This window comes from Brachybacterium massiliense, from assembly GCF_900184245.1.
In the GTDB taxonomy this organism is placed as follows: domain Bacteria; phylum Actinomycetota; class Actinomycetes; order Actinomycetales; family Dermabacteraceae; genus Brachybacterium; species Brachybacterium massiliense.
The window spans coordinates 58,274-84,472 of record NZ_FXXB01000003.1 but is presented as its reverse complement, the minus strand read 5'-3'; the positions used below and the strand labels follow the sequence as shown (position 1 = coordinate 84,472).

The following is a 26,199-nucleotide window of genomic DNA, read 5'->3' as shown; positions in this document are numbered from 1 at the left end:
CCGGTTCAGATGGGCGAGGGTGACGGAGCGCTTGGGGGTCAGCAGATACGCCTCCAGATCCTGATATCCCATGACGCTAATCAGCGACGGATCAGCAGCCACGCCTCCGGGGCCGGACCCGCCAGGGTCAGGATCTCCGGGAACGGGATTCATCTCGCCGTGACGAGCACCGCCGTGGCGAGCACGCTCAGATGGTCCCGTGCGCCGAGGGGGCGCCGTGGCCGGGGCGCAGCACCATCGCCACGTGCTCGATCCCTGCCTCCATGAACAGCCCGCCCACGGTCTCGAAGCCCATCGATCCGTACCACTGCTCGAGGTGAGCCTGGGCGTCGATGCGCACCTCGGCGCCCGGCGCGCTCTCGCGGGCATGCGCGAGGGCCTCCCCCATCAATCGGCGCCCGTATCCGCCACGACGGTGCGCGCCGTCCACGGCGACCCGGCCGATCCGCACGGCGCCGTCGTCCTCGGCGAGCACCCGCAGGTGCGCCACCGGCAGTCCCGGCACGCCCAGCGACGCGGCCTCCGCCCCGGGCAGCTCGAGCCACATCAGGGTGGTGGTGGGGTCGAGGTCCCGGCCGTCCAGATCGGGGTCGGTGGCCCGCTGCTCGAGGGTGAAGACGTCCTGACGGAGCTTGGCGAGCAGGTAGAGGGTGCGGGGGTCGATGTCAGCGAGCGCGGCGCGGCGCACGGCGACGGCGGTGGGTGCAGGCATGGCCGACAGAGTACTGCCGACGCAGCACTGCCGGTGTGCGGGCTCGCGCCCCGCGTGCGCTGTGCACCACTTGGTCGACGTGGGTCGAGGCACGCTGTCCGCGAGCCTGCCCGGCCGGCAGTAGTCTCGTGCCATGAACGAGAACGGGACCACCGCCGCTGACGACGACGCGATCGCGCTGGCCAATTCGATGCTGGATGCCGCGCGCGGCGGCGACAGCGCTCCCCTGCTCGCCCTGATCGAACAGGGCGCCCCCGTGGACCTGCGCGATGCCGCTGGCAACAGCCCGCTGATGCTCGCCGCCTATCACGGCCATGCCGAGCTGGTGGGCGAGCTCGTCGCGCGCGGCGCCGATGTGGACCTCGCCAACGATCGCGGCCAGTCCCCGTTGGCTGGCGTCGCCTTCAAGGGCTTCACCGAGGTGGCCCGGGTGCTGCTGGAGGCCGGGGCGGATCCGGATCTGGGCACGCCCAGCGCCCTGGAGACCGCGAAGTACTTCGAGCGGGCAGAGATCGTCGCGCTCATCGAGTCGCGCTGAGCGAGCTGCGCGAACGCCGAGCGCGCCGCACGAGCGATGAGACGCAGCGGCCAGCCCGGCCGCTGTCAGGTCACTGCCGGCGGCCGAGCACTGCGTCGACCATCCGGGTGACGGCCCGGCACCAGTGCTCGGCCATCACAGGGCCGCCGTGGCCCTCCTCCTCGACGATGACCAGCTCGCTGCCGGGCCAGGCCCGGTGCAGCTCCCAGGCGGTCAGCGCCGGCCCGGAGACGTCCCGTCGGCCGTGGATCAGCACGCCGGGGATCCCGTCCAGCCGGCCCATCCCGCCGAGCAGGCCGCTGCCGGGCGGGGCATCCCAGCGCGTCGCCCAGTCGGCGACGAATCCGTCCTGCGCCCAGTAGTGGGTGACCAGCCGGGCGAAGGCCCGCTCGTGCTCGGTGATCTCCTGCCCTTCGGGCACGGCATGCGCCTGGGCTGGCCCGCCGCCCCCGATGCTGATGTGCGCGTCCTCCCAGGCCATCCAGGCGCGGGCGGCGAGGTCCACGAGGTCCGGGTCCGTGGAGGTGAGCATCCGCCGGTAGGCCTCGACGATCCGGAGCCTGGTCTCGGAGCTGTCGGCGCGGTCGAAGCCCGCGTGCTGCTCGGCGATGCTCGCGAAGGCGTCCCACGCCTCGGGGTAGACCGCCCCGATGCCCTCAGTGATCCAGTCCACCTCGCGGCGCGAGGTGGAGGTGACGGCGAACAGCACCACTCCGAGCACCCGCTCGGGATAGGCCTGGGCGTAGGCGAGGGCGAGCGTGCTGCCCCAGGAGACGCCTTGGACGATCCAGGCCTCGATCCCGAGATGCTCGCGCAGCAGCTCGAGATCCTCGACGAGATGCGCCCTGCTCTGGCCCTCCAGAGCGACCGGGCCCGGCGCACCGACGCCGGGCGTGGAGCGACCTGTTCCGCGCTGGGACATGCCGATGATCCGCGCCCGATCGGCCGGGGAGTTCCTGCGGTAGCCGGGGGTGAGGCGGCCGCCCGGCCCACCATGGAGGTAGAGGGTGGGCACTCCGTCGCGGGTGCCGCTCTCCTCCCAGAAGATCTCGTGCCCCTGCCCGACGGCGAGCATCCCGCTGTGTGTCACCTCGGGTGCCGAGCTGCTGCTCATCCGCGGCCCTTCTCAGGAGGCGAGCGCCCAGGGCGCTGCGGGGTGCTGCCGGGTCCAGTCCGCCCGGCGGCGGCGCGGGGTCTGGCAGCGGGGGCACCAGAACACGGTGCGGGCGGCGAGATCGGCCGAGCGCACGGCGGTGCCGCACAGGCGGCAGGGCAGGGTCTGGCGGTGGTAGACGTAGAAGGAGCGTTCGCGGGAGACGACGTCCGGGTCCTCGTCCCCGTTCTGCCGGGTGCCGCGCGAGCGCTCGACGATCCTCGCCTCGATGTCGCGGTGGGCGGGCTGGGTGGTGACGATCCTGCCGGTGCGGGCGCCGTAGGTCATCAGCGCCACCAGGTCCTCCCACATCTCCTCGAGCATCCCGGTGGACAGCTCGTTGCCGGGTACGAAGGGGTCCAGGCGGGCCCGGAACAGCAGCTCGGCGCGATAGATGTTCCCGATCCCGGCGACGATCTTCTGGTTCATCAGCAGCGCGCCGATCGTGGTGCGGGAGCGGCGCACCGCGTCCACGAAGCGTCGCGGATCCGCATCGGGGCGCAACGGGTCCGGGCCCAGACGGTCCAGCACATCCTGACGGCCTTGGGCGTCGAGGATCTCGCAGGCCGTGGGACCGGTGAGATCCGCGAGCCCGCGCGGCCCGGCCACCCGCAGCCGCACCGTCGGCCGCGGCACGATCCGGCGCCAGTCCGGCGTGCCGGAGCCGCCCTGCGCCGTCTCGTCGTCCCCCTCGGCCTCGAGCGTCTCCTCCTGCTCACCGATGCGCAGGCGCGGTGCGCCGATGGCATGGGCGTCGGCGAAGCCGGGCTCGCCGGCGAAGGTCCAGGAGCCGTACAGGCCCAGATGGATGTGCACGTGCCGCACCACGGGCGAGCCGCGGTCCACGTCATCGGACGGCGCGAAGGGGAGGAACAGGTGCTTGCCGACGGCCTCGGCGCCCAGCAGCACCATGCCGTCCAGCTCGGCTGCTTCCGAGAAGCGTCCCTGCGGGCTCGAGGTCCGCACCCTCTGCCCGCCGAATGCCTGCTCGAAGGCAGCCGCGAGCCGATGGACGGTATGACCCTCGGGCATTACTCGGCAGAGGGAGCGCCGGACTGGTCGTACCCGCCGGTGCGCTCGTACAGGCCCACCAGGTCGATGCGGCGCTGGTGGCGCTCCTCGCCCGAGAAGGGCTCGGCGAGGAAGATGTCGATCAGCGACTCGAGCTCCTCCTCGGTGTGCTGGCGCGCACCGACGGAGATGACGTTGGCGTCGTTGTGCTCGCGGGCGAGGCGTGCGGTGTCCTCGTTCCACACCAGGGCGGCGCGCACACCGGCGACCTTGTTCGCCGCGATCTGCTCACCGTTACCGGAGCCGCCGATCACGATGCCGAGAGACTCCGGATCTGCGACCACGGCCTCGCCCACGTCGGTGCAGAACGGCGGGTAGTCGTCCAGGGCGTCGTACTCGTGGGCGCCGTGGTCGGTGACCTCGTGTCCCTTGCTCTCCAGGACCGCCACCAGGCGGTTCTTCAGCTCGAAGCCGGCGTGGTCGGTGCCGATGTGCACGCGCATGATGTGGGGTCTCGCTTTCGGGCGTTCAGGGATGGGAGGGGCACCGGCTGAGGGCCGGTGGGACTGCAGAGTGCTCAGCTGAGGTCGATGCCGCCGCTGCGCGAGCGCTTGATCTCATAGAAGCCCTCGATCGTGGACAGCGCCTCCATCGCATCCAGCAGCTTCCCGGCGTCCTCACCGCGCGGGGCGGGAGAGATGACGGGGCCGAAATAGGCGGTGCCGGTGCCGAAGGTGATCACGGGGGTGCCCACGTCATCGCCCACCAGGGAGATCGCCCGCTCATGGGAGGCGCGCAGGGCCGTGTCTATCTCGTCGCCGGGGACGTGGTCGTACTTCTCGATCAGGGAGGCGGGCAGCTCGGCATCGGCGAGCGCGAGCTCGGCGGTGCGGCGGCGGTCGGACTTGTCATCGCCCACGTGGAAGCGCTCGCCCCAGGCGGTGTACCAGCGGGAGAAGGCCTCGTTCCCCTCGGCCTCGTCGATCGCGATCGCGAGCCGGGCAGCGCCCCAGGAGTCGTCGATGCTCCGGCGGTAGCCGGGATCCAGATCGCGGCCCTCGTTGAGCACGGACAGCGACATCACCGAGAAGCGGGGAGTGAAGGTGCGCACCTCGGCGGCGTGGTGCAGCCAGCGGCTGGCCATCCAGGCGAAGGGGCAGGCGGGGTCGACGAACAGCTCAGCGGTGCGCTCACTCATGGGGTCTCCTCGACTCGGGGGTGATACCGCCATTCTGTCACCGGTGCGTCCTCGGCGGGCGGCCGTCTGAGAGGCAGTCGGGCGATGTGGTGACCGGGCCGACACCTGTGCTCGGGCTAAAAGCGTTGCGCCGGGCAGGGCGGGAGGGTTGGATCGGTCGAGTGCTTCTCTCCTCCTCCGCGGCCGCCGCGGCTCCCTCCTCCTCTCCGGTCCGTGCTCCGGGGGTGATGCGCTCGATCCTGCGCGGGCATCGGCGGATGCTGGCTGTCGTGCTGCCGCTGGCGACCCTGTCCGAGGGCGTCGAGCTGCTGATGCCGATCGTGCTGGGGCTGATCATCGATCAGGGCATCATGGCCGGCGATCTGCGCCTGACCGTGCTCGGGGCGCTCGGGCTGATCCTGATGCGGATCGTGGGCGCGCTGCTGTGGGTGTTCACCTTCCTGCAGACGCAGAAGGCGTGCATGTTCGAGCGGCACCGCCTGCGGGTGGGGCTCACCGGTGCGGTGCTGGATCCCCGCTCGCGCCGCATCGAGCGGCCCGCCGGGGAGGTGCTCTCGATCGCCACCTCCGATGCGGACAAGGCCTCCGACCTGCTGGACATGCTCACCTGGGTGGTGCCCTCGCTGATCGCGATCCTCGCCGCCGCCGTGTACCTCGCCGCGGCGGATCTCTGGCTGGGCCTGACGATGCTGCTCGGGATCGCGGTGATGGTGGTGGTGATCCGGGTGATCACCCCGACGCTGTCGGCCCGCTACGACGATCAGCAGTCCCAGGCCGCCGAGGCCGCCGCCACCGCGACCGATCTGGTGCACGGGCTGCGGGTGCTGCAGGGCCTCGGGGTGCAGTCCCGCGCCCGGGCCACCTACCGCCGGCGCTCCCGCATCGCGCTGCAGGCCGCTCTCGTCAACGCCCGCTACTCGGGGATCTCCTCCGGGCTGACCACGCTGGTGACCGGGTCGATGCTCGCCGCCGTGGTGGTGCTGGCCGCGCTGCGCACCCTCGACGGCGCCCTCACCCTCGGCGTGCTGATCGCAGTGGTGGGCGTGGCCCGGTACGTGATGGGCATGATGCAGGGCCTGGCCGGCGCCCCCGTGTGGTGGGCGGGCATGTCCACCTCTGCGCGCCGCGTGCGAGATCTGTACACGGATCTGGGACGCGCCGTCGATGACCCCGAGCTCGGCCTGGACGTGCTGACCACTCAGCGCGATGACCGGGGCGAGGGCCGCGGCGCCGCCCAGGGCCGACGCGGCGCGGCCGGCGGCCTGCACCTGCCGCAGCTCAGCGTCGCCGACGGGGAGATCGTCGCGCTCGCCTGCGCCGATGCGGCTGATGCCGAGGCCGTGATCGATGCGGTCAGCGGGCAGGTCGACGGCGGAGCCCGGGTGGGCGAGCAGCCCATCACCCCCGCCGACCGCCTCACTCTGCGCTCCGAGCTGCTGGTCGAACCGCACGTGGTGGACCTCTTCGACGGCACGCTGCGCGCGCAGCTGGCCACCCGCGCGCCGGCCGGCATCGCGCAGGGCGAGGACGATGCCTGGGCCGATCAGGCCCTGCACGCCGCCGGCGCCGATGACCTGCTGCGGATCCTGCCCGAGGGCTATGACACCCGCATCCTGGACCGCGGGGCGAACCTCTCGGGCGGTCAGCGTCAGCGCATCGCCCTGGCCCGGGCCGTGGCGGCCGACGCCCCGGTGCTGGTGCTGCACGACCCGACCACCGCCGTCGACGCGGTCACCGAGCAGAACATCGCCGAGGCGCTGGCCGCGGCACGCCGACGCACCGACCGAGCGACCCTGCTGGTCACCCGTGCCCCGGCGCTGCTGCAGGCAGCCGATCGCGTGGTGTTCGTGCAGGCGGGCGAGATCCGCGGCGAGGGCGTGCACGCGGACCTGATGGAGAACGAGGAGTACTGGGAGGTGGTGCGGCGATGAGCGATCTGGACTGGAAGCGTCCGCTCGAGGACGTGCTGGGCGATGACTCCACCGCCCGCGAGCAGCTGGCCGAGCACGCCCAGCTGCTGCCGATCGCCGACGCCCGCACCTCGCTGCGGTTCATGGGAGCGCGGCTGCGGGAGCACTGGCTCTCGACGCTCGCGACGCTGCTGATCACGGTCGCCGGAGCGGTCGCCGCGGCGATCCTGCCGCGGCTGATCGGCTCGGCCGTGGACGTGGTCGCCGAGGACGGCACGAGCGCCCAGGTGTGGACGCTCGGCGGGCAGATCCTCGCCGTCGGCCTCCTGCAGGCGGTGCTGATGGCGCTGGGCTGGTCGATGATCTCGGCGCTGGGCCAGCGGATCCTCGCCGGGATGCGCGAGGACGTGATCGACCGGGCGCTGGATCTGCCGGCGCAGACCATGGAGCGCACCGGCATCGGTGACGCCCTCTCCCGGGTGGCCGATGACGTGGATGTCGCCGCGCGCGCCGTGAACAACCTGGTGCCGAACCTGATCCAGCTGGGCTTCCTGGTGGTGATCACCCTGGTGGGGATGGCGACCCTGTCCCCCTGGCTGCTGCTGATGGTGGTGATCATCGTGCCGATGTACGTGATCGCCGCGGTGATGTATCTGCGGCGCACCGCCCCCATCTACCGCCGCGAGCGGATCGCGATGGGCGCCCGCGCACAGGGCCTGCTCTCCGCGATCCACGGCATCCCCACCGTGCACGCCTACGGCATCGAGCGCCGCGAGACCCGCCATGTGGCGGTGCTGTCCGAGACCGCCTCGCTGCTGAACATGCGGGTGATGTACCTGGTGGGTCGCCTGGTGGTGGGCCTGAACGTGCCGGAGAACCTGGCGCTGGCGATGGTGCTGCTGCTGGGCTTCGTGATGGTGCAGGTGGGCGGTGCGCCGGTGGGTCTGGTGGCCGCGGCCGGGGTCTACCTGGTCACCCTGTTCTGGCCGATGATGGCGGTCATCTTCAACCTCGACGAGGTGCAGTCGGCGCTCGCGAGCCTGGCGCGGATGGTCGGGGTGATCACCTCGATCGATCCTGCCGCCTCCCCCGGCACCGAGCGCCCCGCCGATGCCTCGATCCGGCTCGAGCAGGTCTCCCACGCCTACACCACCGACGAGGACGGCAACGCGCGGATCATCCTGCATCCGCTGGACCTCGAGATCGCACCCGGAGAGACAGTCTCCCTGGTGGGAGCCTCCGGGGCCGGCAAGTCCACTCTCGCCGCGATCCTCGCCGGCACGCTCGAGCCGCGCCACGGACGGGTGCTGCACGGCGGGGCGGATCTCGCCCATGCCGATCTCGAGGCGGTGCGCTCGCACGCCTCGATCGTGAGCCAGGACGTCCACGTGTTCCGCGGGACGCTGCGCGAGGACCTGCAGCTCGCCGCGCCCCGCGCGGACGATCACGCGCTGCGTGCGGCGCTTCGCCGGGTCGATGCGCTGGCCTGGGTGGACCGCCTGCCCAAGGGCCTGGACACCGAGGTGGGCGAGAAGGGTGCCCGGCTCACCGCCGAGCAGTCCCAGCAGCTGGCCCTGGCCCGGGTCGTGCTGCAGGACCCGTCCGTGCTGATCCTCGACGAGGCCACGGCCGACGAGGGCTCCTCGGGGGCTCGCGTGCTCGAGCGGGCAGCGCTCGAGGTGGCGCGGGGGCGCACCACGATCATCGTCGCGCACCGGCTCTCGCAGGCGAAGGTCGCCGACCGGATCCTGGTGATGGCCGACGGCGCGGTGGTGGAGCAGGGCACGCATGAGCAGCTGGTCGCCCTCGGCGGCCGGTACGCGCAGCTGTGGGAGGCGTGGACGGGCTGAGCCCGCCGGGCCGCTCAGCGGCGGCGCAGCACCAGCACGCCCGCTGCGGCAAGGACCACCGCGAACAGGCCCAGCGCCGCGGCGGCGATCAGCAGCACGGTGCGTGCCACGGGGCTCTCGGCGCTCCAGAGGCCGCCGCCGCTCTGACCCAGCTCGAGCACCGTGCCCTCGGCGGCGTCCTCGGCGGCCTCCCCTTCGAGCTCGAGAGTGAGGATCAGGGTGAGCGGGGCCTCGCCCGCGGGGTCGGCGCCGCTCGCGCGCTGGAGGCGCTGGAGCTGGATCACGTGGGTGCCGGGCAGCCAGGCGCTGCGCACCGAGTCGTGCTCGGAGCCGCGGTTACCGACGTCCACCGGGGCGCGCATCCCGCCGCCGGAGACGGTGCCCGCGCTGCCCGGGCTCCAGGAGCCGCCGCCCACGGTCACCTGGGAGCGGGCCGGGTCGAAGGCCCGCAGCGCGATCGCTCCGGGCTGCTCCTCGGGCACCGAGGTGATCTCGGTGCGCCAGCGCAGTCGCTGCCCCTCGGCCACGTCGATCGCGACCAGCCCGGTCTCGCCCGGCACCAGCTCGATCACGTAGGAGCCGGGCTCCACCTCGGCCGCGCCCTGGAAGGAGCGGCCCAGCTCGAGCGGTTCCGAGCTCTCCGGGGCGGTGGGGGCCGCGGCATCCTCCTCGAGCGGCTCCTCGACCGAGGGTGCGCCACCGCCGATCCCGGCGGGCTGGATCGCGATCTGCACCTCGACCGGCAGGGCGGCGCCCGCCGCCCGGGTGCCCTCGCGGGCCACGCGCACGAACAGCTCGCTGCCGGTGCAGCCGTCGGGGCCGAGCACCTCGGAGACGGCGGCGGTGGTGATCGGCCCGTCCCCGGTGTGGGACTCGCCGATGTCGGTGACGCGCTCGCCGTCGCAGGCGTCGCCGCCGGCGGTGAGGAAGGAGACGTTCACGGCAAGCGGGCTGCGCTCCTCGGGCAGCCCGCCGGGCACGGGCGGTGCGGCGATCGTCGCCGCGGCATGGACCCGCTGACCGTCCTGGACCGCGACCCGGTAGTACTTCACGGTGCCCTCCTGCGAGGGCTCCTCGCCGGCGAGGGCGAAGGAGTCGCGATGGATGCCGGGCTCGACCGACGGCGCCTGGGCGAGCGAGGCCCCGCCCTCGATCTCCAGGCCCTGGGCGCTGTAGGCGTGGGCGGGCGGTGCGATCTCGTCCTCGGGAGCGGCGAGCGCCGCCGGCGCCGCACCCCACAGCGTCAGCGCCACCAGCAGTGCGACGGCGAGCACCGCCGATGGTCCGCGCGGGGTGCGCGTCTCGGCGCGGTCCGTGCGTGCACGGCGAGCCGGTGCGTGGCGGTGTCCTAGCATGACGTCCATCATGTCCGATGTCATCGCCGGCCGCATCGAGCTGCTCGAACCACTCGCCCGAGGAGCCTCGGGCTCGCTGTGGCGCGCCGTGGATCGGCGCTACGGCGCCGTGTGCGCCGCGAAGGTGATGCGCCAGCGCGACGGGGCCGACGTGCTGCGCTTCGTGCGCGAGCAGTCCGTGGGCACCGCGCAGGACCTCGGCCGGCACCCCCATCTGCTGCCGCCCTACACCTGGGTCGCCGAGGACGACACGATCGTGCTGGTGATGCCGCTGGTGCATGGCGGCACCCTGGCCGAGGCGGTCGCGCGCCAGGGGGCGCTGTCCCCCTCCCTCACCGCTCAGCTGCTGCGCCAGCTGCTCGACGCTCTCGCGGCGATGCACGCCTCCCGCTGGGTGCACCGGGATGTGAAGCCCGCGAACCTGCTGCTGGACAGCACCGGTGAGGCCCATCCTCATCTGCTGCTGGCGGACTTCGGGATCGCGCTGCACGAGACGGATGTGCGCCTGACCGAGACCGGTTTCGTGCACGGCACGCCCGGATTCATGGCTCCCGAGGCGCTCGAGGGGGCGGCGCTCTCCTTCGCCCAGGATGTCTGGGCCGCGGCGGCCTGCGCGGTCGAGGCGCTCGCCCCGTCCAGGCCCCGCGAGCGCCCCGCACCGCATGAGCTCGCCGAGCGCGCCGCCCAGGCGATGGCCGGCAGCCCGGACCCGGCCGCGTCCGGCCTGGAGCACCTGCTGCGGGCGATGCTGGACGCCGATCCCCAGCGCCGGCCCGGTGCCGCCGAGGCGCGGGAGGCGATCCCTCTGCTCTCCTCCCCCGCCTCGGACTGGTCCCTCACCGCGCATGGGGAGATGTTCGAGGTGCCGGACCGGATCGGATCCGGCGACGGACGACGCGAGGTGCCGCTGGAGGGCCCGTCGGCGCTCGCGGGACTCGCCCCCGGGCTGCACGAGCGGCTCGACGCGCTGAGCGCGGCGCATCAGGGCCTCTCGCCCGCGCCGCAGCCCTCCGCCGCGAGTGCCGATACCCAGGACACCCAGCCCTCCGCCGCGTCGGCCTCCTCGGCGGCCCCAGTGGTCCCGGCGGTCCCGGGCCCAACCGAGCGCTTCGTCCACCTCCCCACACGCCGTGCCCCGCAGTCCCATGCACCGGCCACTGCGTCGGGCGGGAGCCCCGCCCGGCAGCCTGTCTCCCCCGCACCGGCCGCGCACTCGCACCCCTCTCCCTCTCCCGCCGCGCCCCCGTCGGAGCGACGGAGCCGCAGCCCGCACCCCGCCGCCGCGCCCGCACCCTGACCGGGACGGGCCTGCTGGTCCTGTCCGTGCTGGCCGCTGCCGGGTCCACCTCCCTGTTCTGGCTCGTGCTCAGCTGAACGCAGCGGGCTCCGCCGCCCCTCGCGGGACCGGCGGGGCCGAGCGCGCAGGCCCGCGCACCGGTCGGCGCGCCGCGCACCGTCCGTCGAGGGAGGCGGTATGGTCGCCCCATACGCCTACCCCTTCACGGGCAGAGCAGCCCCGGCCCGGTGGCCGGTCGGTACGGGGCGTCCGTGGAGGCCGATCCGGCCGGGAACCCCACCATGTCTTCCACCCCGCGCTGGTCGCCCGGCGACCAGGTGACCTGGACCTACTACACCCCTCAGCACCCCACCCGCACCGTCCGCCCCGGCACCGTCGTGCTGGACGATGACCGCGGAGTGGTGGTCTGGATCGCGCCCGGCACCGAGGTGCTGCTGCCTGTGCTCGAATCCGGTGCGGCGCTGCGCCGCGCCGGTGACGAGGGCATGTTCACCGCCCCGCGCGTGCAGTCCAAGCAGCTGTGGACCGGCAACGGCATCCTCATGATCGGCCTGCCGGACAAGCCCTACTCGATCTGGCTGTTCTACAAGGACGACGGCTCGCTGGGCTGCTACTACGTCAACCTCGAGACCCCCTACGAGCGCACCGAGGAGGGGGTGCGCACCCGGGATCTGGTGCTCGACCTGGTGGTGCTGCCGCGGCGAGACTGGCACTACAAGGACGAGGACGAGCTCGAGGGCGCCGAGCGCACCGGCTACTTCTCCTCCGAGGAGGTCGAGGGCATCCGCGCCGCCGGCCTCGAGGCCGAGCAGCACATCGCGTCCTGGACCTACCCCTTCTCCGCCGGGTACGAGTACTTCTTCCCGGATCCGAAGTGGCCCGTGCCCGCGCTGCCGGATCATTACAGCTGGGACCTGGACCTCACCAAGCGCTGATCGGGCCCGCATCGCCCGAAAGGTGGGAGGCGGGTGGCAGGATGGAGCCCATGTCCTCCGAGAACCTCACGCGTGACGAGGCCCGCAGCCGTGCCTCGTTCCTCAGCACCGATTCCTACGAGATCCGCCTGGATCTGACCACCGACGAGCGCACCTTCCTCACCGAGACCACGCTGCGCTTCTCCGCCGCCGAGGCCCGGCCCACCTTCGTGGACCTGATCGCCGAGTCCGTGCAGGAGATCGAGCTCAACGGCGAGCTGCTGCCCGATCCCGCCTCCCGCTTCGACGGCGCCCGGGTGCAGCTGCCCGCCCTCGCCGAGGGCGAGAACTCCCTGCGGATCCTGGCGACGGGCCGCTACATGAACACCGGCGAGGGCCTGCACCGCTTCGTCGATCCGGTCGACGACGAGGTGTACCTCTACACCCAGTTCGAGGTCTCCGACGCCCGCCGCATGTTCGCCTGCTTCGAGCAGCCCGATCTCAAAGCCACATATGCGCTGAACGTGACCGCGCCCGCGCACTGGCGGGTCATCTCCAACGCCCCCACCCCTGCTCCGACCCCGGCCGGCGAGGGCACGGCCACCTGGGACTTCGCGCCCACCGAGCGGATGTCCACCTACCTCGTCGCGCTGATCGCCGGGAACTACCAGGGCGGCACCGGCGAGGTCACCACCCGGGACGGCCGCACCATCCCGATGGGCGTGTTCGCGCGCGCCTCCCTCGCCGAGCACGTCGACGCCCAGAACGTCATCGACGTGACCCGCGCCGGCATCGACTTCTACGAGGAGGCCTTCGACCAGGACTTCCCGTTCCGCAAGTACGACCAGGTGTTCGTGCCGGAGTACAACATGGGCGCGATGGAGAACCCCGGCGCCATCACCTATGTCGAAGCGTACGTGTTCCGGTCCGACGTCTCCGATGCGGTGCGCGAGCGCCGCGACCTGACGATCCTCCACGAGCTGGCGCACATGTGGTTCGGTGACCTGGTCACCATGCGCTGGTGGGACGACCTGTGGCTGAACGAGTCCTTCGCCGAGTACGCCTCGACGCTCGCGAGCGCCGAGGCCACCCGCTGGAGCGACTCCTGGACCACCTTCGCGCTCTCCGAGAAGGGCTGGGCGTACCAGCAGGACCAGCTGCCCTCGACCCACCCGGTGGTCGCGGACATGGTCGATCTCGAGGCGGTCGAGACCAACTTCGACGGCATCACCTACGCCAAGGGCGCCTCGGTGCTGCGCCAGCTGGTCGCCTATGTGGGCCGCGAGGAGTTCTTCGCCGGGGTGCGCGCCTACTTCGCCAAGCACGCCTGGGGCAACACGGAGCTGCGCGATCTGCTCGTCGAGCTCGAGGCCACCAGCGGTCGGGACCTCGGCAGCTGGGCGGAGCTGTGGCTGCAGCGCGCCGGGGTGAACACCCTGACCCCGCTGATCGAGCGGGACGAGGACGGCACCGTCACCCGCTTCGCGATCTCCCAGACAGCTCCCGCCGAGCACCTCACGCTGCGCCCGCACCGGCTGCAGGTGGGCGGGTTCTCGCTGCGGGACGGCGCGCTGGTGCGCACCGAGTCCCTCGAGCTGGACGTGGACGGCGACCTCACCGAGGTGCCGGAGCTGGTGGGCAGGCAGGCGGACCTGTGGCTGCTCAACGACGGCGACCTCACCTACGCCAAGGTGCGCCTGGACGAGCAGTCCCTCGCCGTCGCCATGGAGCACCTGCGCGATCTGGACGATCCGCTGGCCCGCACCCTGCTGTGGTCCGCGGCCTGGGACATGGTCCGCGACGGCGAGCTGCCCAGCCGCCGCTACCAGCAGCTGGTGCTCGCGAACATCACCGGCGAGGTCTCCTCCTCCGTGGTGCGCACGCTGCTGCAGCAGCTCGAGACCGTCTCCGGCCCCTACGCAGCCGTGGACCAGCGGGCGCTGCGCACCGAGTCCGCGGCCGATGCGGTGTGGCAGCTCGCCGAGAGCGCCGAGGCCGGCTCCGACGCGCAGCTGCAGTACGTGGAGACCTTCGCGCGCCTGGCCCGCACCCAGGAGCACCGTCAGACCCTCGAGGGTCTGCTCGGCGGCTCCGTGCAGCTGCCCGGACGCGAGATCGACACCGATCTGCGCTGGACGCTGGTGATCTCCCTGGCCGTGCTCGGCGGGATCGACGCCGCGGGCATCGACGAGCAGCTCTCCGCGGATGACACCCAGTCCGGGCGCAAGCACGCCCTGACGGCGAAGGCCGCTCTGCCCACCGAGGTGTCCAAGGCGAAGGCCTGGCGTCGCACGATGGAGAAGGACACGCTGGCCAACGAATCGGTCACCGCGGTGATCCAGGGCTTCCGACGGGTGGTCGACGATTCGCTGCTGGCCCCCTACCGCCAGCGCTACTTCTCGATGATCTCGCAGGTGTGGCAGGAGCGCTCGAACGAGATCGCGACCCGTCTGGTGGGCGGCTACTTCCCGCACTCCTACGGCGGGCAGGGCGTGCTCGACGCCGCCGACCAGTGGCTGGCCGAGGCCGAGGACGCACCGTTCGGTCTGCGCCGCATCATCATCGAGGGCCGCGACACCGTGGCCCGGCAGGAGAAGGTCCGCGCCGCGGACGTCGGCTGATCCTCGCCGGCGGACGCTCGCCCCTCCGACGGGGCCGGGGCGAGGTGCTCACGGTGAGACACCTCGCCCCGGACGTCCCCAGACTTCCGTCGCGCAGGGCGTTATCGTCGAAAGCATGTTGGACGCTCCCCTGGACCCCGGACAGCTGCTGTCCTCCCCCACCACCGACGATGCGCTGAGCCTGATGGACCAGCTGCTGCGCTGGCTGACCTCGAGCGGCGTGAAGGTCGTCGTGATCCTCCTGGCCGCCTCGCTGATCAGCTTCCTGGCCGGATGGTTCCTGCGACGCTTCTTCCGCACCATGGTGCAGTCCGGTTCGAAGATCTCCACCGTCACCGGCACCGTGGTCAGGCGCGATCCCAAGTCGCAGCGGGCCGCCCAGCTGCGCCGCGAGCAGCGCGCGAGCACCCTGTCCACCGTGGCCCGCAACATCGCCCACGTGATGATCTGGGCGGTGGCCTCGGTGATGATCCTCTCCGAGATCGGCGTGGACATCGCCCCGGTGATCGCGAGCCTCGGCGTGGTGGGTCTGGCCGCCGGCATCGGCGCCCAGACCATCATCAAGGACGTGGTCGCGGGCATCGTGATGCTGTTCGAGGACATCGTCGCCGTCGGCGACTGGGTGGACCTCGAGTACGCCGAGGGCACCGTCGAGTCGATCAACCTGCGCGCCACCCAGGTGCGCGGCATCGACGGCGTGCTGTGGACCGTGCGCAATGGCGAGATCATCCGCGTGGGCAACTACGCACGCGGCTTCTCGAACGCCGTGGTGGTGCTCGACATCGACGCCGGCGCCGACGACGAGCAGGTCACCACCGTGCTCGAATCCGTCACCGCCGAGATGGCGAAGGACCCGCAGTGGAAGGACGAGATCCTCTCCCCCGCCGCGATCACCGGCATGCTGGACGTGGATGCGAATCGCTACCAGCGCCGTGTCGTGTTCGAGACGCCCCCGGGTCAGCAGTGGGGCGTCGAGCGCGAGCTGCGCTCCCGCATCCGCACCGGCTTCGCGGAGGCGGAGATCGCCTTCGCCATGCCCCGATTCGTCGAGACCGTCCAGAAGTGACGGCCTCCCACCGCCACCCGAGCATCGGAGAGACCCAGCCATGACCAGCCCCTCGCCCCAGGCCGAGCAGATCAGCTTCTACGAGGCCGTCGGCGGCCACCCCACCTTCGAGGCCCTGGTGGACCGCTTCTACGACGGGGTGGCGGAGGATCCGCTGCTGCATCCGATGTACCCGGAGGAGGATCTCACCGGTGCCCGCTGGCGCCTGTGCGCGTTCCTCGAGCAGTACTGGGGCGGGCCCAAGACCTACGGCGAGCAGCGCGGGCATCCGCGCCTGCGCATGCGCCACGCCCCCTTCCCCGTCTCCCCCGCGGCGCGGGATGCGTGGCTGCACCACATGCGGGTGGCGCTGGACTCCCTCGAGCTAGCACCGCTGCATGAGCAGACCCTGTGGGACTACCTCGAGCGGGCCGCCCACTCGATGATCAACACGGTCGACGGCGGCGAGGCACCCGCCGCCGGGCAGACGATCCCCGACCGGCTCAGCTGAGCGGGCCGGGCCCCGTCAGTCGCGGAATCGCAGGGGCTCCCCGGCGAAGCGCTGCAGCTCATCGCGGGTGGCGGGCTCGAGGCGCACCGGCGTCCCGGACTCCGCATCGATCAGCACCACCACGGTGCGGGCCCGGGCATAGGGTGCGCGGCCCTCGGGATCATCACGGGTGAGCACGAGATAGTCCACGCTCAGGCTCGCCCCGCCGATGCGGGAGAGCCACAGCCGCACCACCACCCCGTCGCGGCGGTGCCCCAGCGGCCGGGCGTACTCGATCCGCTGCGAGGCGATCACGGTGCTGATCTCGGCGCCCGCTCCGCTGACAGGCAGGGCCGCGGGCGGGCGCGGCGCCCCCAGCGCGATCTGCTCGGCAGGGGCCTGCCAGAAGGCGGCGATGCGGGCCTCCTCGAGCAGCCGCACCACCGCGGCGTTGTTCACGTGCCCGTAGGCGTCCAGGTCCGTCCAGCGCACGGGCACGGGGATATCCAGCGCCTGGGAGGGGTGCGGGGTGAGATCGGGTGCATCTGCGATGTGATCGGCTGCCATGGTTCTCATCGTAGGCTCCGCGACCAGTACGATCGGGCGCATGAGCTCTGCGCACACTGACCCGTCGACGATCGCCGCCGGTCTCGTGGATCTGCTGGATCTGCGGGAGATCGCGCCCTTCAGCGAGTTCTCGACCCCGGCCACCGTCGCCGCGTACCAGGGCGAGTCCTCCCCGCAGCCGGGCGGGCACGTGTTCGGCGGGCAGGTGATGGGCCAGGCGCTCACGGCCGTGGGCCGCACCGTCTCCCCGGAGCGGCGCATCCACTCGATGTACTCCTACTTCCTGGCCCCCGGCGATCCCTCGCACCCGATCCGCTTCCAGGTCGATGCGCTGCGCGACGGCGGCTCGTTCTCGGTGCGGCGCGTGCTGGCAACCCAGCCCGGCCGCGAGGCCGATGAGGAGGAGCGCACCATCCTCGCGATGACCGCGTCGTTCCAGGAGAACCAGGACGGTCTCGAGCACCAGGAGCGCGCCCCCGAGGCCCCGGATCCCGAGGGCCTGCCCACCACCGCTCAGGTGCTCGCCGGCATCGACCACCCGGTGGCCCGCTACTGGGGCACCCAGCGCCCGATCGACATCCGCCATGTCACCGATCCGATCTACCTGCGCCCCGATGCCGCCAGCGGCGAGTCGCAGATGGTGTGGATGCGGATGCTCGCCCCGATCGAGGCGGAGCCGCTCACCCATGACGCGATCCTCGCCTTCGCGAGCGACTACACGCCCTTCGAGCCGATCCTGCGCCGCCAGGGGCTCAGCTGGATGACACCGGGACTGCGGATGGCGACGATCAACCACGCCATCTGGTGGCACAAGCACGTCGACACCAACGACTGGCTGCTGTACGTCCAGCGCTCCCCCTCCGCCAGCGGTGGACGCGGTCTGACCCACGGCCAGGTCTTCGACCGCGCCGGGGACCTGGTCGCGACCATCACCCAGGAGGGCATGATCCGGGTCAAGTCGCAGGACTGAGCGGGGCTCCGCTCAGCGAGATGCTCTTCCGCTCTCGAGGGCGGAGACGATCTCCCGTGCGGCGCGTTCTGGATCGTCGGCGTCCATGAGCTCCCTGACCAGCGCGACCCCGGCGATCCCGGTGCGTGCGAGGGAGGGGACGTCCTGGGCCGTGATCCCGCCGATCGCGACCACCGGCAGCCCGGTCTCGGCGACGAGGGACCGGTATCCGTCGACGCCGAGAGGCGTGCGGCCGGAGTCCTTGGTCGGGGTGGGCCGGAACGGACCCGCGCCGACGTAGTCCAGGAGCCCGCGGAGCTCCTCCGCCCTGCGGACCGTCTCCAGCGTCCCCGTGGTCAGTCCGATGATCGCCTCGGGCCCCAGCATCGCGCGGGCCGACGCGACCGGGAGATCGTCCTGCCCCAGGTGTACGCCGTGCACCTCGGCGCCGAGCCTGCGCGCGGCGAACGCGACGTCGGCGCGGTCATCGACCACCACCCGGGCGGAGGGCCGCGCCCGGTGCACGGCGGCGGCCACGGCGCAGGTCAGTTCGAGCAGCTCAGCGGTGCTGGCCTGCTTGTCACGGACCTGGATCATCCCCGCACCGCCTGCCGCGGCCGCTGCGGCGGTCTCCACGGTGCGGCGGCTGGTCCCGGAGGTCACCAGATAGCAGCGCAGGTCCAGGGTCATCGTCCCACCTCGTCCAGTGCGTCCAGCAGGTGCATGCGGAAGGAGCCGGGCCCGGCCGCGCGCTGTGCGGCGCCCTCCCCGGCGAGATCCATCCAGGTCGTCGCGGCGAGCGCGGCGGTGAAGGGATCGGGCTCGACGGCGCGGCAGGCCGCGGTGAGCGCGGCGAGCAGGCAGCCGGTGCCGGTGACGCGGGGCAGCAGCGCCGTGCCGCGCTCCACCCGGGCCCGCCGGGTGCTCGAGAGCACCAGATCGGTGGGCCCGGAGACGGCGACGGCGCCACCGGTGCGGGCCGCGATCGCCTCCGCCGCGCGGTCGGCGTGCTCGGGCACCGCCCGGGAGTCCGCGCCGCGTCCCCCGTGTCCTTCCCCGGCCAGGGCGAGCACCTCGGAGGCGTTGCCGCGCACCACGTCGGGCCGGGACTCGAGCAGGGTGCGCGCCAGGGGGGTGCGCACCGGGGCGATCCCGATCGCGGTCGGGTCCAGCACCCAGGGCCGGGCATCCTGCACCGCGACGGCGACCGTCGCCGGGATGCCGTCCATCGCGTCGGTGCTGAGGGTGCCGAGGTTGATCACGAGCGCGTCGGCGAGCGCGGTCAGGGTGGGCGCCTCCTCGAGGGTCTCGGTCATCATCGGGCGGGCCCCCGCGGCGAGCAGCCCGTCCGCCACGATCCCCATGGAGACAGTGGCGGTGAGGCAGTGCACCAGCGGCTGGCGCCCGCGGACGGCCTCCAGCACGTGCGCCACCGGGGCGAGGTCCGGATCTCTCGGGCTCATCGCGCCGCCTCCGTGAGCGGTGCCGGAGCGTGCTCTCTGATCCCTTCGGCGATGGTGTCGATATCCGCTTCGATGTCCCGCGAGGAGAGCCGGGGACCGAGCACGGCGCCCAGGGCCAGAAGCGATCCGCCGAGCACGATCAGCGTCATCACCGAGCCGTTGCGTCCCAGCAGCGCCTCGAGCCAGGGCAGGTAGAAGGGATAGAGCGCGGGAAGGACCAGGGAGAGGCTGTAGCCCATGCCGTAGCCGGTCGAGCGCACCTCGGTCGGGAACCGTTCGGAGAGGTAGGCGGAGACCGGGCCGTAGGCGGAGACCGTCAGCACCTGCAGCGCGGCCGCGCACAGCGCCGCTCGACCGAAGGACTGCGAGGTGATCGCCAGCCACCACAGGGCCGGCCCGAGCAGCGCTGCGGACATCCCCCAGGCGATGAACAGTGTGCGCCGTCCGGTACGGGTCGAGAGGTGGCCCGCGATCGCCATCACCACGGCCTGGGCGATCGAAGCGATCCCGATCGCCAGGGAGACGCCGGTGGCGGGCAGGCCGGTATCGGTCGCCAGGCGGGCGGTGAGCAGCAGCACGGTGGTGTTCGTCAGCAGCCACAGCCCGGTCATCAGGAGGAACACCTGCCAGAACGCAGAGGCCCAGCGGCCGGTGAGCAGATCACGCAGGCCCGCTCGCGGTCGCGTGGAGGCGGTTCGTGCCCGTCGGTGGAAGACGGGGGCGTCGGTGACCTGGCGGCTGTAGTAGATGAGCATCCCGATCGAGGCGAGCGCTCCGAGGACGAACAGCACTCGCCAGCCCCAGTCGGCGTAGGTGTCCGGGCCCAGGAGCACCAGCAGCATCGCCACCGAGAAGGCGATGCTCGCCTGTGCCCACGGGGCCATCGAGAGGATCAGCCCGCTCATGAGCCCGCGCCGTCGGGGCCGAGACCATTCCATGGCCAGCGGGATCGCGGCGGAGTACTCCCCCGCCACGAAGATCCCGCAGAGGAACCTCAGCACCAGGATCAGGGCGATCGTCCCGGCGCCGAAGATCTCATGGGTGGGCATCGCGGCGATCAGCAGCGCGCAGGCCGCGGTGCCGGCGATCGCGATGCGGGTGGTGCGGGTGCGACCCAGCCTGTCCGAGATGCGCCCGAACACGATCCCGCCGACGGGCCGCCCGAACAGCATCGCCACGACGATCAGGGCGCCGGTCGAGGCGGCCGCCGCGGGCCCGGCGAGCACCACCATCGCCGGGGCGAGGGCGGTCAGCGGCAGGAACACATGGACGTTGTCCACCCAGTTGCCGACCACGCCGGCGCGCAGGGCGGCACGGCCCTCCGGTGGGAGGTGCTCATCGGTGGCCCGGTCGCTCGGGCCCGGGGATCCCGGCAGGATCTGTGCCCCGCTCACAGCGCGCCCTCCAGAACGGTCTCGCGCTGGTCCGCTGCGACCGGTGATGCCAGGCGCAGCGCCTGGTCGAAGAACTCCAGCTCGTGCCGGCATGCACGCAGGTAGGCCTCCACAGCATCGGAGCGCGTCGCCGGGGAGGCGGCAGCGAGCTCCTGCTCGACCTGCTCGAGCGCTCCCTGGGTGGCGATCACGAAGCGCGGGTCACGGTAGGTCTCCAGCCAGTCCGCATAGGGGTGATCGCTCGGGATCGAGGGCAGCATCGCTCCGGTCTGCGCGTACAGCCAGTAGCAGGGCAGCACGGCGGCGACTCCCACGGCACGTTCCTCCCCGAGGGTGGTGGCCAGCAGGAAGTCGGTGTACGCGCTGGTCACCGGGGAGATCCCGATCTGCTCCTGGTCGCCGAGCCGGCCTCGATGCAGTGCGGACTCGACGGTGAGGCAGCTGGCCGCACCGTCGGCCCAGAACACCTGGGCGGCAGGTTCGGTGGAGGCGGCCGAGAGCGCGGCGAGGGCACGGGAGTAGCGGCGCAGGTAGAGCGAGTCCTGGGCGAGGTAGAACGCGAAGGCGCTCGCGGGCAGGCTGCCGTCGACCAGCTGACGCACCAGATCGGATTGCGCGATCTGCTGGGCGAGGTGCTCCCCGGCCCTCCATAGCGCCTGGGTCCACGGCCCGGCCGCGGCGACGGCGGGCGCGGCGGCGGGTTCGCTCGGCGCCGTCGCCGGGAGCGTGGCTCCGAGCACCGCCGGGATCTGGTCCGGGGTCACGAGGACGGGTGGGATGGCGCCCGCCTCGAGCCAGGGGGTGGACTCTCCCGCGGCCTGCAGACGGCGGGCGCGGTGGGCATGGTCCACCGGACCATGCCCGGTCCCCACCCGCAGCGCCTCGCCGTGGGAGATTGCCTCATGCAGCCACTGGGTGGACCAGGCCAGCGCCGCCTGCGGCGACTCACCGCCGCCCAGTCGGGTGGCGAGCGCCGCGGCCAGGGAGCATCCGGTGCCGTGGGTGCTCGTCGAGCTCACGCGCGTCGACGGGACCGGCAGGCGCGTGCCGTCGGGGTCCACCCAGGTGTTGGTGACCTCGGCGGAGTCCAGGTGCCCGGTCTTGACCACGACGGCCACGCCCGTCCGCCGCGCCCATGCCTGCGCCTGCTCGAGAGCGGCCGATTCGTCCTGTGCCCGGGGCTGGCCGGTCAGCCGGGCGAGCTCCTCGATGTTCGGGGTGACCACGCTCGCGCGCTCGCAGAAGGCGATCATGGCCTCTTCCGCCTCCGCCTCCAGGAGGCTGTCCCCGCTGGTCGCGACCATCACCGGGTCCACCACCAGGATCCTCGGCGGGTTCTCCTCGAGCCAGGAGGAGACGGTCTCGATCAGCGCGGCGTTGGCGAGCATGCCGGTCTTGACGGCATCGATCTCGACGTCCTCGCTCACGGCACGCAGCTGCTCGGCGATGAACGGCTCCGGAGGCACGTGGATGCTCCGCACTCCGCGCGTGTTCTGGGCGACGAGGGCGGTCACGGCGCTCATGCCGTACCCGCCTGCTGCGGTGATGGATTTGAGATCCGCGGCGGTGCCGGCTCCCCCGGAGGGGTCGGTGCCGGCGATCGACAGCACTCGCGGAATTCGGGCAGGGTACGACGGAGCCACTGGGACATCCCTTCGCTAGTACGAACTAGATCAGGTTCCACGGGTGTGATCTCAGCGTCGTACGACGCACCCCGTGTCCGCCGCCGAGTATAGACACAGGTCGCGGGCCCCGATGGCGTCGTCCGTCCGGTCTGCCGCTCAGCTCATCGCGTCGCGTGCCGCCTGCTGGGCCTCCGGAAGCGCCTCCTCGGCGGTGGCGTCGCCGCGGAAGACCCCGGCGATGACCTTCAGCGCCCTGCCCGTGGCGATCGCCGAGCGGTCTCCCGTCTCCGGGTGCGCGACGTCCTTCGGCACCTCGAGCTCGGACAGGTCCAGCCCTGCGTCCGACCAGCTCTCGACCCAGGCCTTGCGCAGGTCGCGGTGCGCGGGGATGCCCAGGCGGTTCTCGGCCAGGGGCCGCTGGCCGTCGGCCTCGCCGAGCCAGCGCAGCAGCTCCGCGACCGCCGGTGTGCGGTCCTCGTCCCGCGGCTCGATGCCCACCGCCGCGATCGCATGGGCCAGCGGGCGCGCACCCTCGGGGCCGGCGACGACGGGGTGGATGCCCCATTCGAAGTCGCCGCCGATCTCCTCGGTGAGGGTGTGCAGGTCGTAGGTGCCGGTCTGCAGCAGCCCGAGCTTGCCCTGGAGGAACAGGTTCCGGCACAGCGCCGGATCGCCGACGGTCTCCGTGCCGGAGGGGGCGAGGTGGTCGGCGGCGAGGTCCGCGAGGTACTGCACCGCGGCGATCCCCTCCTCGGAGGCGAAGCTCATGGTGCCCTCCTCGTCCTGCCAGCTGCCGCCCTGGCCGGCGATGAAGGGGCCCAGCACCGCGGTGCGGTCGGGGTGGGCGCTGAAGCCGTAGGTGACTCTGCCGCCGGGATCGAAGCCGTCCTGTCCCGGGTGCAGGCCGCCCCCGTCGACCGTGAGGGCGCGGGCGAGGTCCCGCAGCGGGTCCGAGGACGCCTCGGGGTCGAAGCTCAGCGCGCTCGCGTCCCCCTCGGCGGCGGCGACGAGTCCCTCGTGGGCGACCAGGATGCTGTGCTCCCAGATCTGGGGCACGCCCCACAGACCGTCCTCGAGGCGGTAGAGGTCGGTGGCGACGTCCTCCCACTCGGAGGCGAGGCCCTTGGCCACCTCCCCGATCTCGAGCAGGTGGCCTCCGGCTTGCGCCTGCGCGAAGTTGGCGGTGTTCATCCACAGCACATCCGGCAGGCTCTCCGCGGCGATGTCGAGCGGGAGCTGGGCCCAGTAGTCCTCCCAGGTGAGCACCTCGAGCTCGACCTCGAGGCCGGTGCGCTCGGTGAACTCGGCCAGGGAGTCCTCGTAGGCGGAGGCCGCGGCCTCGCTCCACACCCGCATCCGCAGCACATCGCCCTCCTCGAGCTCCGCAGGCGCTTCGCGCGAGCAGCCGGAGAGCGCTCCGACCCCGGCCATTCCCATCGCAGCGGTGGTGAGCAGGAGCTGGCGGCGGGTCGGCACGGGGTCGGAGCCTTTCGGGACGGGGGCGGCGGAGCCTCTCAGGCGGTGGTGACCAGCCCGAGCTCGGCGCGGGAGGCGAGCACCGGATGCTGCGGGGTGACCCGCACGGTGCAGCCCACCTCGCCGGGAGCGGCGAGCGCGAAGCGCGCGGCCCAGCGGCCGTCCTCCCCGCGCTGCAGCGGGATCAGCTGAGGATCGATGATCTCACCTTCGGCGTCGGTCTCGCCGAGAACCGCCTCGATCAGCACGTCCGTGTCGCGCAGCGCACCGAGCTCGACGTCGGCCACCAGGGTGACCTCGGCGCCGGTGGGGACCGTGCCGGCGTCCACGCCCTCGAGGGACACGGACCGCACGGCGACACCGTGCCAGGCCTGCTGCACCTCGATCTTCCAGGCGGTGAACCGGCTGGCCAGCGCCGGGTCCGCGGTGAAGGCGGTCGCGGCGGAGGCGGCGGGCAGGTACAGGTCGGTGACGTAGTCGCGCACCATCCGGGCGGCGGTGATCTGCGGGGCGACAGTGACCAGCGACGCGCGGACCCTGTTCATCCAGCCGCGCTGCATGCCGCGCGCATCGCGCTCGTAGAACAGCGGCACGATCGACTGCTCGAGGATCTCGTAGAGCGCCTCGGCCTCGATCCGGTCGCGCTCGGCCTGGTCCTGCACCTGGGCGGTGGGGATCGTCCAGCCGGCGACGTCGTCCTTCATCTCGTCCCACCAGCCGTCGGAGACCGAGAAGGTCAGCCCGCCGTTGAGCACGGCCTTCATCCCGGAGGTGCCGGAGGCCTCCTCGGGACGGATCGGGTTGTTCAGCCACACATCCGAGCCGGCGATCAGCACGGAGGCCATACGGATGTCGTAGTCGGGCAGGAACGCGATGCGGTGGCGCACGCCGTGATCGTCGGCGAACTGCACCAGCTGCTGGAGGAACTCCTTGCCGGGGCGGTCCGCGGGGTGGGACTTGCCGGCGATCACGATCTGGACCGGACGCTCCTCGTCCAGCAGGATCCGGCGGAAGCGCTCGGGGTCCGAGAGCATCAGCGTCAGCCGCTTGTAGGTCGAGACGCGACGAGCGAAGCCGATGGTCAGCGCGTTCGGGTCGAGGATGTGGTCGGTCCAGGCGAGCTCGGCCTCGTCGGCACCGCGGCGCAGCCAGGACTGCTTGACATGGTCGCGGGCCATGTCCACCAGGTCCGAGCGCAGGGCGTCACGGGTCTGGGTGAGCTCGTGGTCGGTCAGGGTCGACAGTGCGCTCCAGTCGCTGAGGGAGGAGATGTCCACGTCCCCGAGCGCCTTCTTGTACAGGTCGTCCATGTGCGAGGAGGTCCAGGTGCGGCGGTGCACGCCGTTGGTGACCGAGCCGATCGGCACCTCGGGCACGTCGAAGCCCGGGTAGAGGTCCTGGAACATCCCGCGCGAGACGGCGCCGTGGAGCTTCGCCACGCCGTTGGAGCGCTGGGCGATGCGGAAGCCGAGCTGGGCCATGTTGAAGATGTCCCCGCCCTCCTCGATGCCCAGCGCCAAGGCGGCCTCGACGGGCAGCGAGGGGATCAGGCGGGACAGCCCGCTCTCGTCGGCGTCGAGGTAGCCGCGCAGCTGGGAGGCGTCAAAGCGGTCGATGCCGGCGGGCACGGGGGTGTGGGTGGTGAACACGGTGCCCGCGCGCACCTCGGTGACGGCCTCGGCGAAGCTCGCCCCGTCCGCGATGCGGCGGCCCACGCGCTCGAGGCCCGAGAAGCCGGCGTGCCCCTCGTTGAGGTGGAACACGGTGGGCGAGGGGGCGCCGACGGACCGGGTGTACGCCTCGACGGCGCGCACGCCGCCGATGCCCAGCACGATCTCCTGGACGATGCGGTGCTCGTGGTCGCCGCCGTAGAGGCGGTCGGTGATCTGGCGGGCGGCCTCGTCGTTGCCCTCGACGTTGGTGTCGAGCAGCAGCAGCGGCACGCGGCCCACCTGCGCCTTCCACAGCGCGATGGTGACCTCACGGGCGCCGGGCAGGATGACCTGCACGGTCAGCTGAGCGCCGTCGGCCCCGAGCACGGGCTCCACGGGCAGCTCGGCGGGGTCGTTGTGGCGGTAGCTCTCCTGCTGCCAGCCGCTGCGGTCCAGCGACTGGGAGAAGTAGCCCCACTGGTAGAGCAGGCCGATGCCCACCAGCGGCACGCCGAGGTCCGAGGCGGACTTCAGGTGGTCGCCGGCCAGGATGCCCAGGCCGCCGGAGTAGATCGGCAGGGTCGGGGTCACCCCGAACTCCATCGAGAAGTACGCGATCGAGGAGCCCTCCCCCTCGCCCTGGGCGCCGGGGACGGTGCGCTGGAACCAGCGGCCGGAGTCCATGTAGGTGCGCAGGTCACCCAGCTCCGAGCGCATCTGCGCGAGGAACGCCTCGTCCCGGGCGGCCTCGGCGAGACGTCCTGCCGGGACGCGGGTGAGCATCGCGAAAGGGTTCTCGCCGCTGTCGGCGAAGGCCTGGGCGTCGAGGGTGCGGAACAGGTCGACCGTCTGCCGGCGCCAGGTCCAGCGCAGGTTCAGCGCCAGATCGCGCAGCGGTTCGAGGGCGGCGGGCAGCACGGAGGAGACAGTGATCGTGGAGATCGATTTCATGACCCCACGCTACCCGAACCGAACGGTC

22 protein-coding genes and 1 riboswitch are annotated in these 26,199 nt (G+C 72.3%); of the genes, 9 read left to right on the top strand and 13 right to left on the bottom strand.

Annotated elements, in window-relative coordinates:
- Window positions 1-187 precede the first annotated feature (187 nt).
- Window positions 188-712, bottom strand: coding sequence for a GNAT family N-acetyltransferase (locus tag BN4251_RS00685; protein WP_087483259.1), 525 nt, complete (start codon window positions 710-712; stop codon window positions 188-190).
- Window positions 713-845: 133 nt separating this feature from the next.
- Here BN4251_RS00685 and BN4251_RS00680 point away from each other — a divergent pair, with 133 nt between their 5' ends.
- Window positions 846-1,250: an ankyrin repeat domain-containing protein gene (locus BN4251_RS00680; RefSeq protein ID WP_087483258.1), complete on the top strand. Its 405-nt coding sequence runs from the start codon at window positions 846-848 to the stop codon at window positions 1,248-1,250.
- 70 nt (window positions 1,251-1,320) lie between these two features.
- Here BN4251_RS00680 and BN4251_RS00675 read toward each other — a convergent pair whose 3' ends face one another.
- The 4 genes from BN4251_RS00675 to BN4251_RS00660 form a co-directional block, all read right to left on the bottom strand.
- On the bottom strand, window positions 1,321-2,364 hold the full coding sequence (locus BN4251_RS00675) for an alpha/beta fold hydrolase (RefSeq protein WP_087483257.1): 1,044 nt from the start codon (window positions 2,362-2,364) through the stop codon (window positions 1,321-1,323).
- A gap of 12 nt (window positions 2,365-2,376) precedes the next feature.
- Complete coding sequence (locus BN4251_RS00670; protein WP_087483256.1) at window positions 2,377-3,435, bottom strand: Fpg/Nei family DNA glycosylase; 1,059 nt, start codon at window positions 3,433-3,435, stop codon at window positions 2,377-2,379.
- Complete coding sequence (locus BN4251_RS00665) at window positions 3,435-3,917, bottom strand: ribose-5-phosphate isomerase (protein WP_087483255.1); 483 nt, start codon at window positions 3,915-3,917, stop codon at window positions 3,435-3,437. The genes BN4251_RS00670 and BN4251_RS00665 overlap by 1 nt, the downstream gene beginning before the upstream one ends.
- A gap of 74 nt (window positions 3,918-3,991) precedes the next feature.
- Window positions 3,992-4,612: a mycothiol-dependent nitroreductase Rv2466c family protein gene (locus BN4251_RS00660; protein ID WP_087483254.1), complete on the bottom strand. Its 621-nt coding sequence runs from the start codon at window positions 4,610-4,612 to the stop codon at window positions 3,992-3,994.
- 161 nt (window positions 4,613-4,773) lie between these two features.
- Between BN4251_RS00660 and BN4251_RS00655 the strand changes: the two genes are divergently transcribed.
- Complete coding sequence (locus tag BN4251_RS00655) at window positions 4,774-6,543, top strand: ABC transporter transmembrane domain-containing protein (RefSeq protein WP_087483253.1); 1,770 nt, start codon at window positions 4,774-4,776, stop codon at window positions 6,541-6,543.
- Window positions 6,540-8,372: an ABC transporter ATP-binding protein gene (locus tag BN4251_RS00650; protein WP_087483252.1), complete on the top strand. Its 1,833-nt coding sequence runs from the start codon at window positions 6,540-6,542 to the stop codon at window positions 8,370-8,372. The genes BN4251_RS00655 and BN4251_RS00650 overlap by 4 nt, the downstream gene beginning before the upstream one ends.
- Before the next feature lie 14 nt (window positions 8,373-8,386).
- Here BN4251_RS00650 and BN4251_RS00645 read toward each other — a convergent pair whose 3' ends face one another.
- Window positions 8,387-9,727 (bottom strand): hypothetical protein, encoded by a 1,341-nt coding sequence (locus BN4251_RS00645; protein ID WP_170931762.1) that lies wholly within the window; start codon window positions 9,725-9,727, stop codon window positions 8,387-8,389.
- 10 nt (window positions 9,728-9,737) lie between these two features.
- Here BN4251_RS00645 and BN4251_RS00640 point away from each other — a divergent pair, with 10 nt between their 5' ends.
- The 5 genes from BN4251_RS00640 (at window position 9,738) to BN4251_RS00620 (ending at window position 16,115) form a co-directional block, all read left to right on the top strand.
- Window positions 9,738-11,024, top strand: a complete 1,287-nt coding sequence (locus tag BN4251_RS00640) for a serine/threonine-protein kinase (protein WP_170931761.1) — start codon at window positions 9,738-9,740, stop codon at window positions 11,022-11,024.
- Window positions 11,025-11,305: 281 nt separating this feature from the next.
- Window positions 11,306-11,959 (top strand): ribonuclease FAU-1 family protein, encoded by a 654-nt coding sequence (locus tag BN4251_RS00635; protein ID WP_170931760.1) that lies wholly within the window; start codon window positions 11,306-11,308, stop codon window positions 11,957-11,959.
- Window positions 11,960-12,009: 50 nt separating this feature from the next.
- Complete coding sequence (gene pepN / locus BN4251_RS00630) at window positions 12,010-14,559, top strand: aminopeptidase N (RefSeq protein WP_087483248.1); 2,550 nt, start codon at window positions 12,010-12,012, stop codon at window positions 14,557-14,559.
- 115 nt (window positions 14,560-14,674) lie between these two features.
- Complete coding sequence (locus tag BN4251_RS00625) at window positions 14,675-15,625, top strand: mechanosensitive ion channel family protein (RefSeq protein WP_087483247.1); 951 nt, start codon at window positions 14,675-14,677, stop codon at window positions 15,623-15,625.
- Between the two features lie 40 nt (window positions 15,626-15,665).
- Window positions 15,666-16,115, top strand: coding sequence for a globin (locus BN4251_RS00620; protein WP_087483246.1), 450 nt, complete (start codon window positions 15,666-15,668; stop codon window positions 16,113-16,115).
- Between the two features lie 15 nt (window positions 16,116-16,130).
- Here BN4251_RS00620 and BN4251_RS00615 read toward each other — a convergent pair whose 3' ends face one another.
- Window positions 16,131-16,661 (bottom strand): acyl-CoA thioesterase, encoded by a 531-nt coding sequence (locus tag BN4251_RS00615; RefSeq protein ID WP_087483245.1) that lies wholly within the window; start codon window positions 16,659-16,661, stop codon window positions 16,131-16,133.
- A gap of 40 nt (window positions 16,662-16,701) precedes the next feature.
- On the opposite strand from BN4251_RS00615, the gene BN4251_RS00610 reads away from it, so the two are divergent.
- Window positions 16,702-17,631, top strand: coding sequence for an acyl-CoA thioesterase (locus BN4251_RS00610; RefSeq protein ID WP_087483244.1), 930 nt, complete (start codon window positions 16,702-16,704; stop codon window positions 17,629-17,631).
- A 12-nt stretch (window positions 17,632-17,643) separates the two neighbouring features.
- On the opposite strand, the gene BN4251_RS00605 is transcribed toward BN4251_RS00610, so the two are convergent.
- The 6 genes from BN4251_RS00605 to glgP all read right to left on the bottom strand — a co-directional run bounded on the left by BN4251_RS00605 (window position 17,644) and on the right by glgP (window position 26,171).
- Window positions 17,644-18,300 (bottom strand): thiamine phosphate synthase, encoded by a 657-nt coding sequence (locus tag BN4251_RS00605; protein WP_087483243.1) that lies wholly within the window; start codon window positions 18,298-18,300, stop codon window positions 17,644-17,646.
- On the bottom strand, window positions 18,297-19,073 hold the full coding sequence (gene thiM / locus BN4251_RS00600; RefSeq protein WP_087483242.1) for a hydroxyethylthiazole kinase: 777 nt from the start codon (window positions 19,071-19,073) through the stop codon (window positions 18,297-18,299). Before thiM ends, BN4251_RS00605 begins: the two co-directional genes overlap by 4 nt.
- Window positions 19,070-20,467, bottom strand: a complete 1,398-nt coding sequence (locus BN4251_RS00595; RefSeq protein ID WP_245810138.1) for an MFS transporter — start codon at window positions 20,465-20,467, stop codon at window positions 19,070-19,072. The genes thiM and BN4251_RS00595 overlap by 4 nt, the downstream gene beginning before the upstream one ends.
- Complete coding sequence (locus BN4251_RS00590) at window positions 20,464-22,077, bottom strand: bifunctional hydroxymethylpyrimidine kinase/phosphomethylpyrimidine kinase (protein ID WP_245810137.1); 1,614 nt, start codon at window positions 22,075-22,077, stop codon at window positions 20,464-20,466. Before BN4251_RS00590 ends, BN4251_RS00595 begins: the two co-directional genes overlap by 4 nt.
- 23 nt (window positions 22,078-22,100) lie before the next feature.
- Window positions 22,101-22,194, bottom strand: a riboswitch (TPP riboswitch).
- A 54-nt stretch (window positions 22,195-22,248) separates the two neighbouring features.
- Window positions 22,249-23,568 carry an ABC transporter substrate-binding protein gene (locus BN4251_RS00585; RefSeq protein ID WP_245810136.1) on the bottom strand — a complete coding sequence of 440 codons (1,320 nt, stop codon included), beginning with the start codon at window positions 23,566-23,568 and terminating at the stop codon, window positions 22,249-22,251.
- A 38-nt stretch (window positions 23,569-23,606) separates the two neighbouring features.
- Complete coding sequence (gene glgP / locus BN4251_RS00580; RefSeq protein ID WP_087483239.1) at window positions 23,607-26,171, bottom strand: alpha-glucan family phosphorylase; 2,565 nt, start codon at window positions 26,169-26,171, stop codon at window positions 23,607-23,609.
- Between the last annotated feature and the right edge of the window lie 28 nt (window positions 26,172-26,199).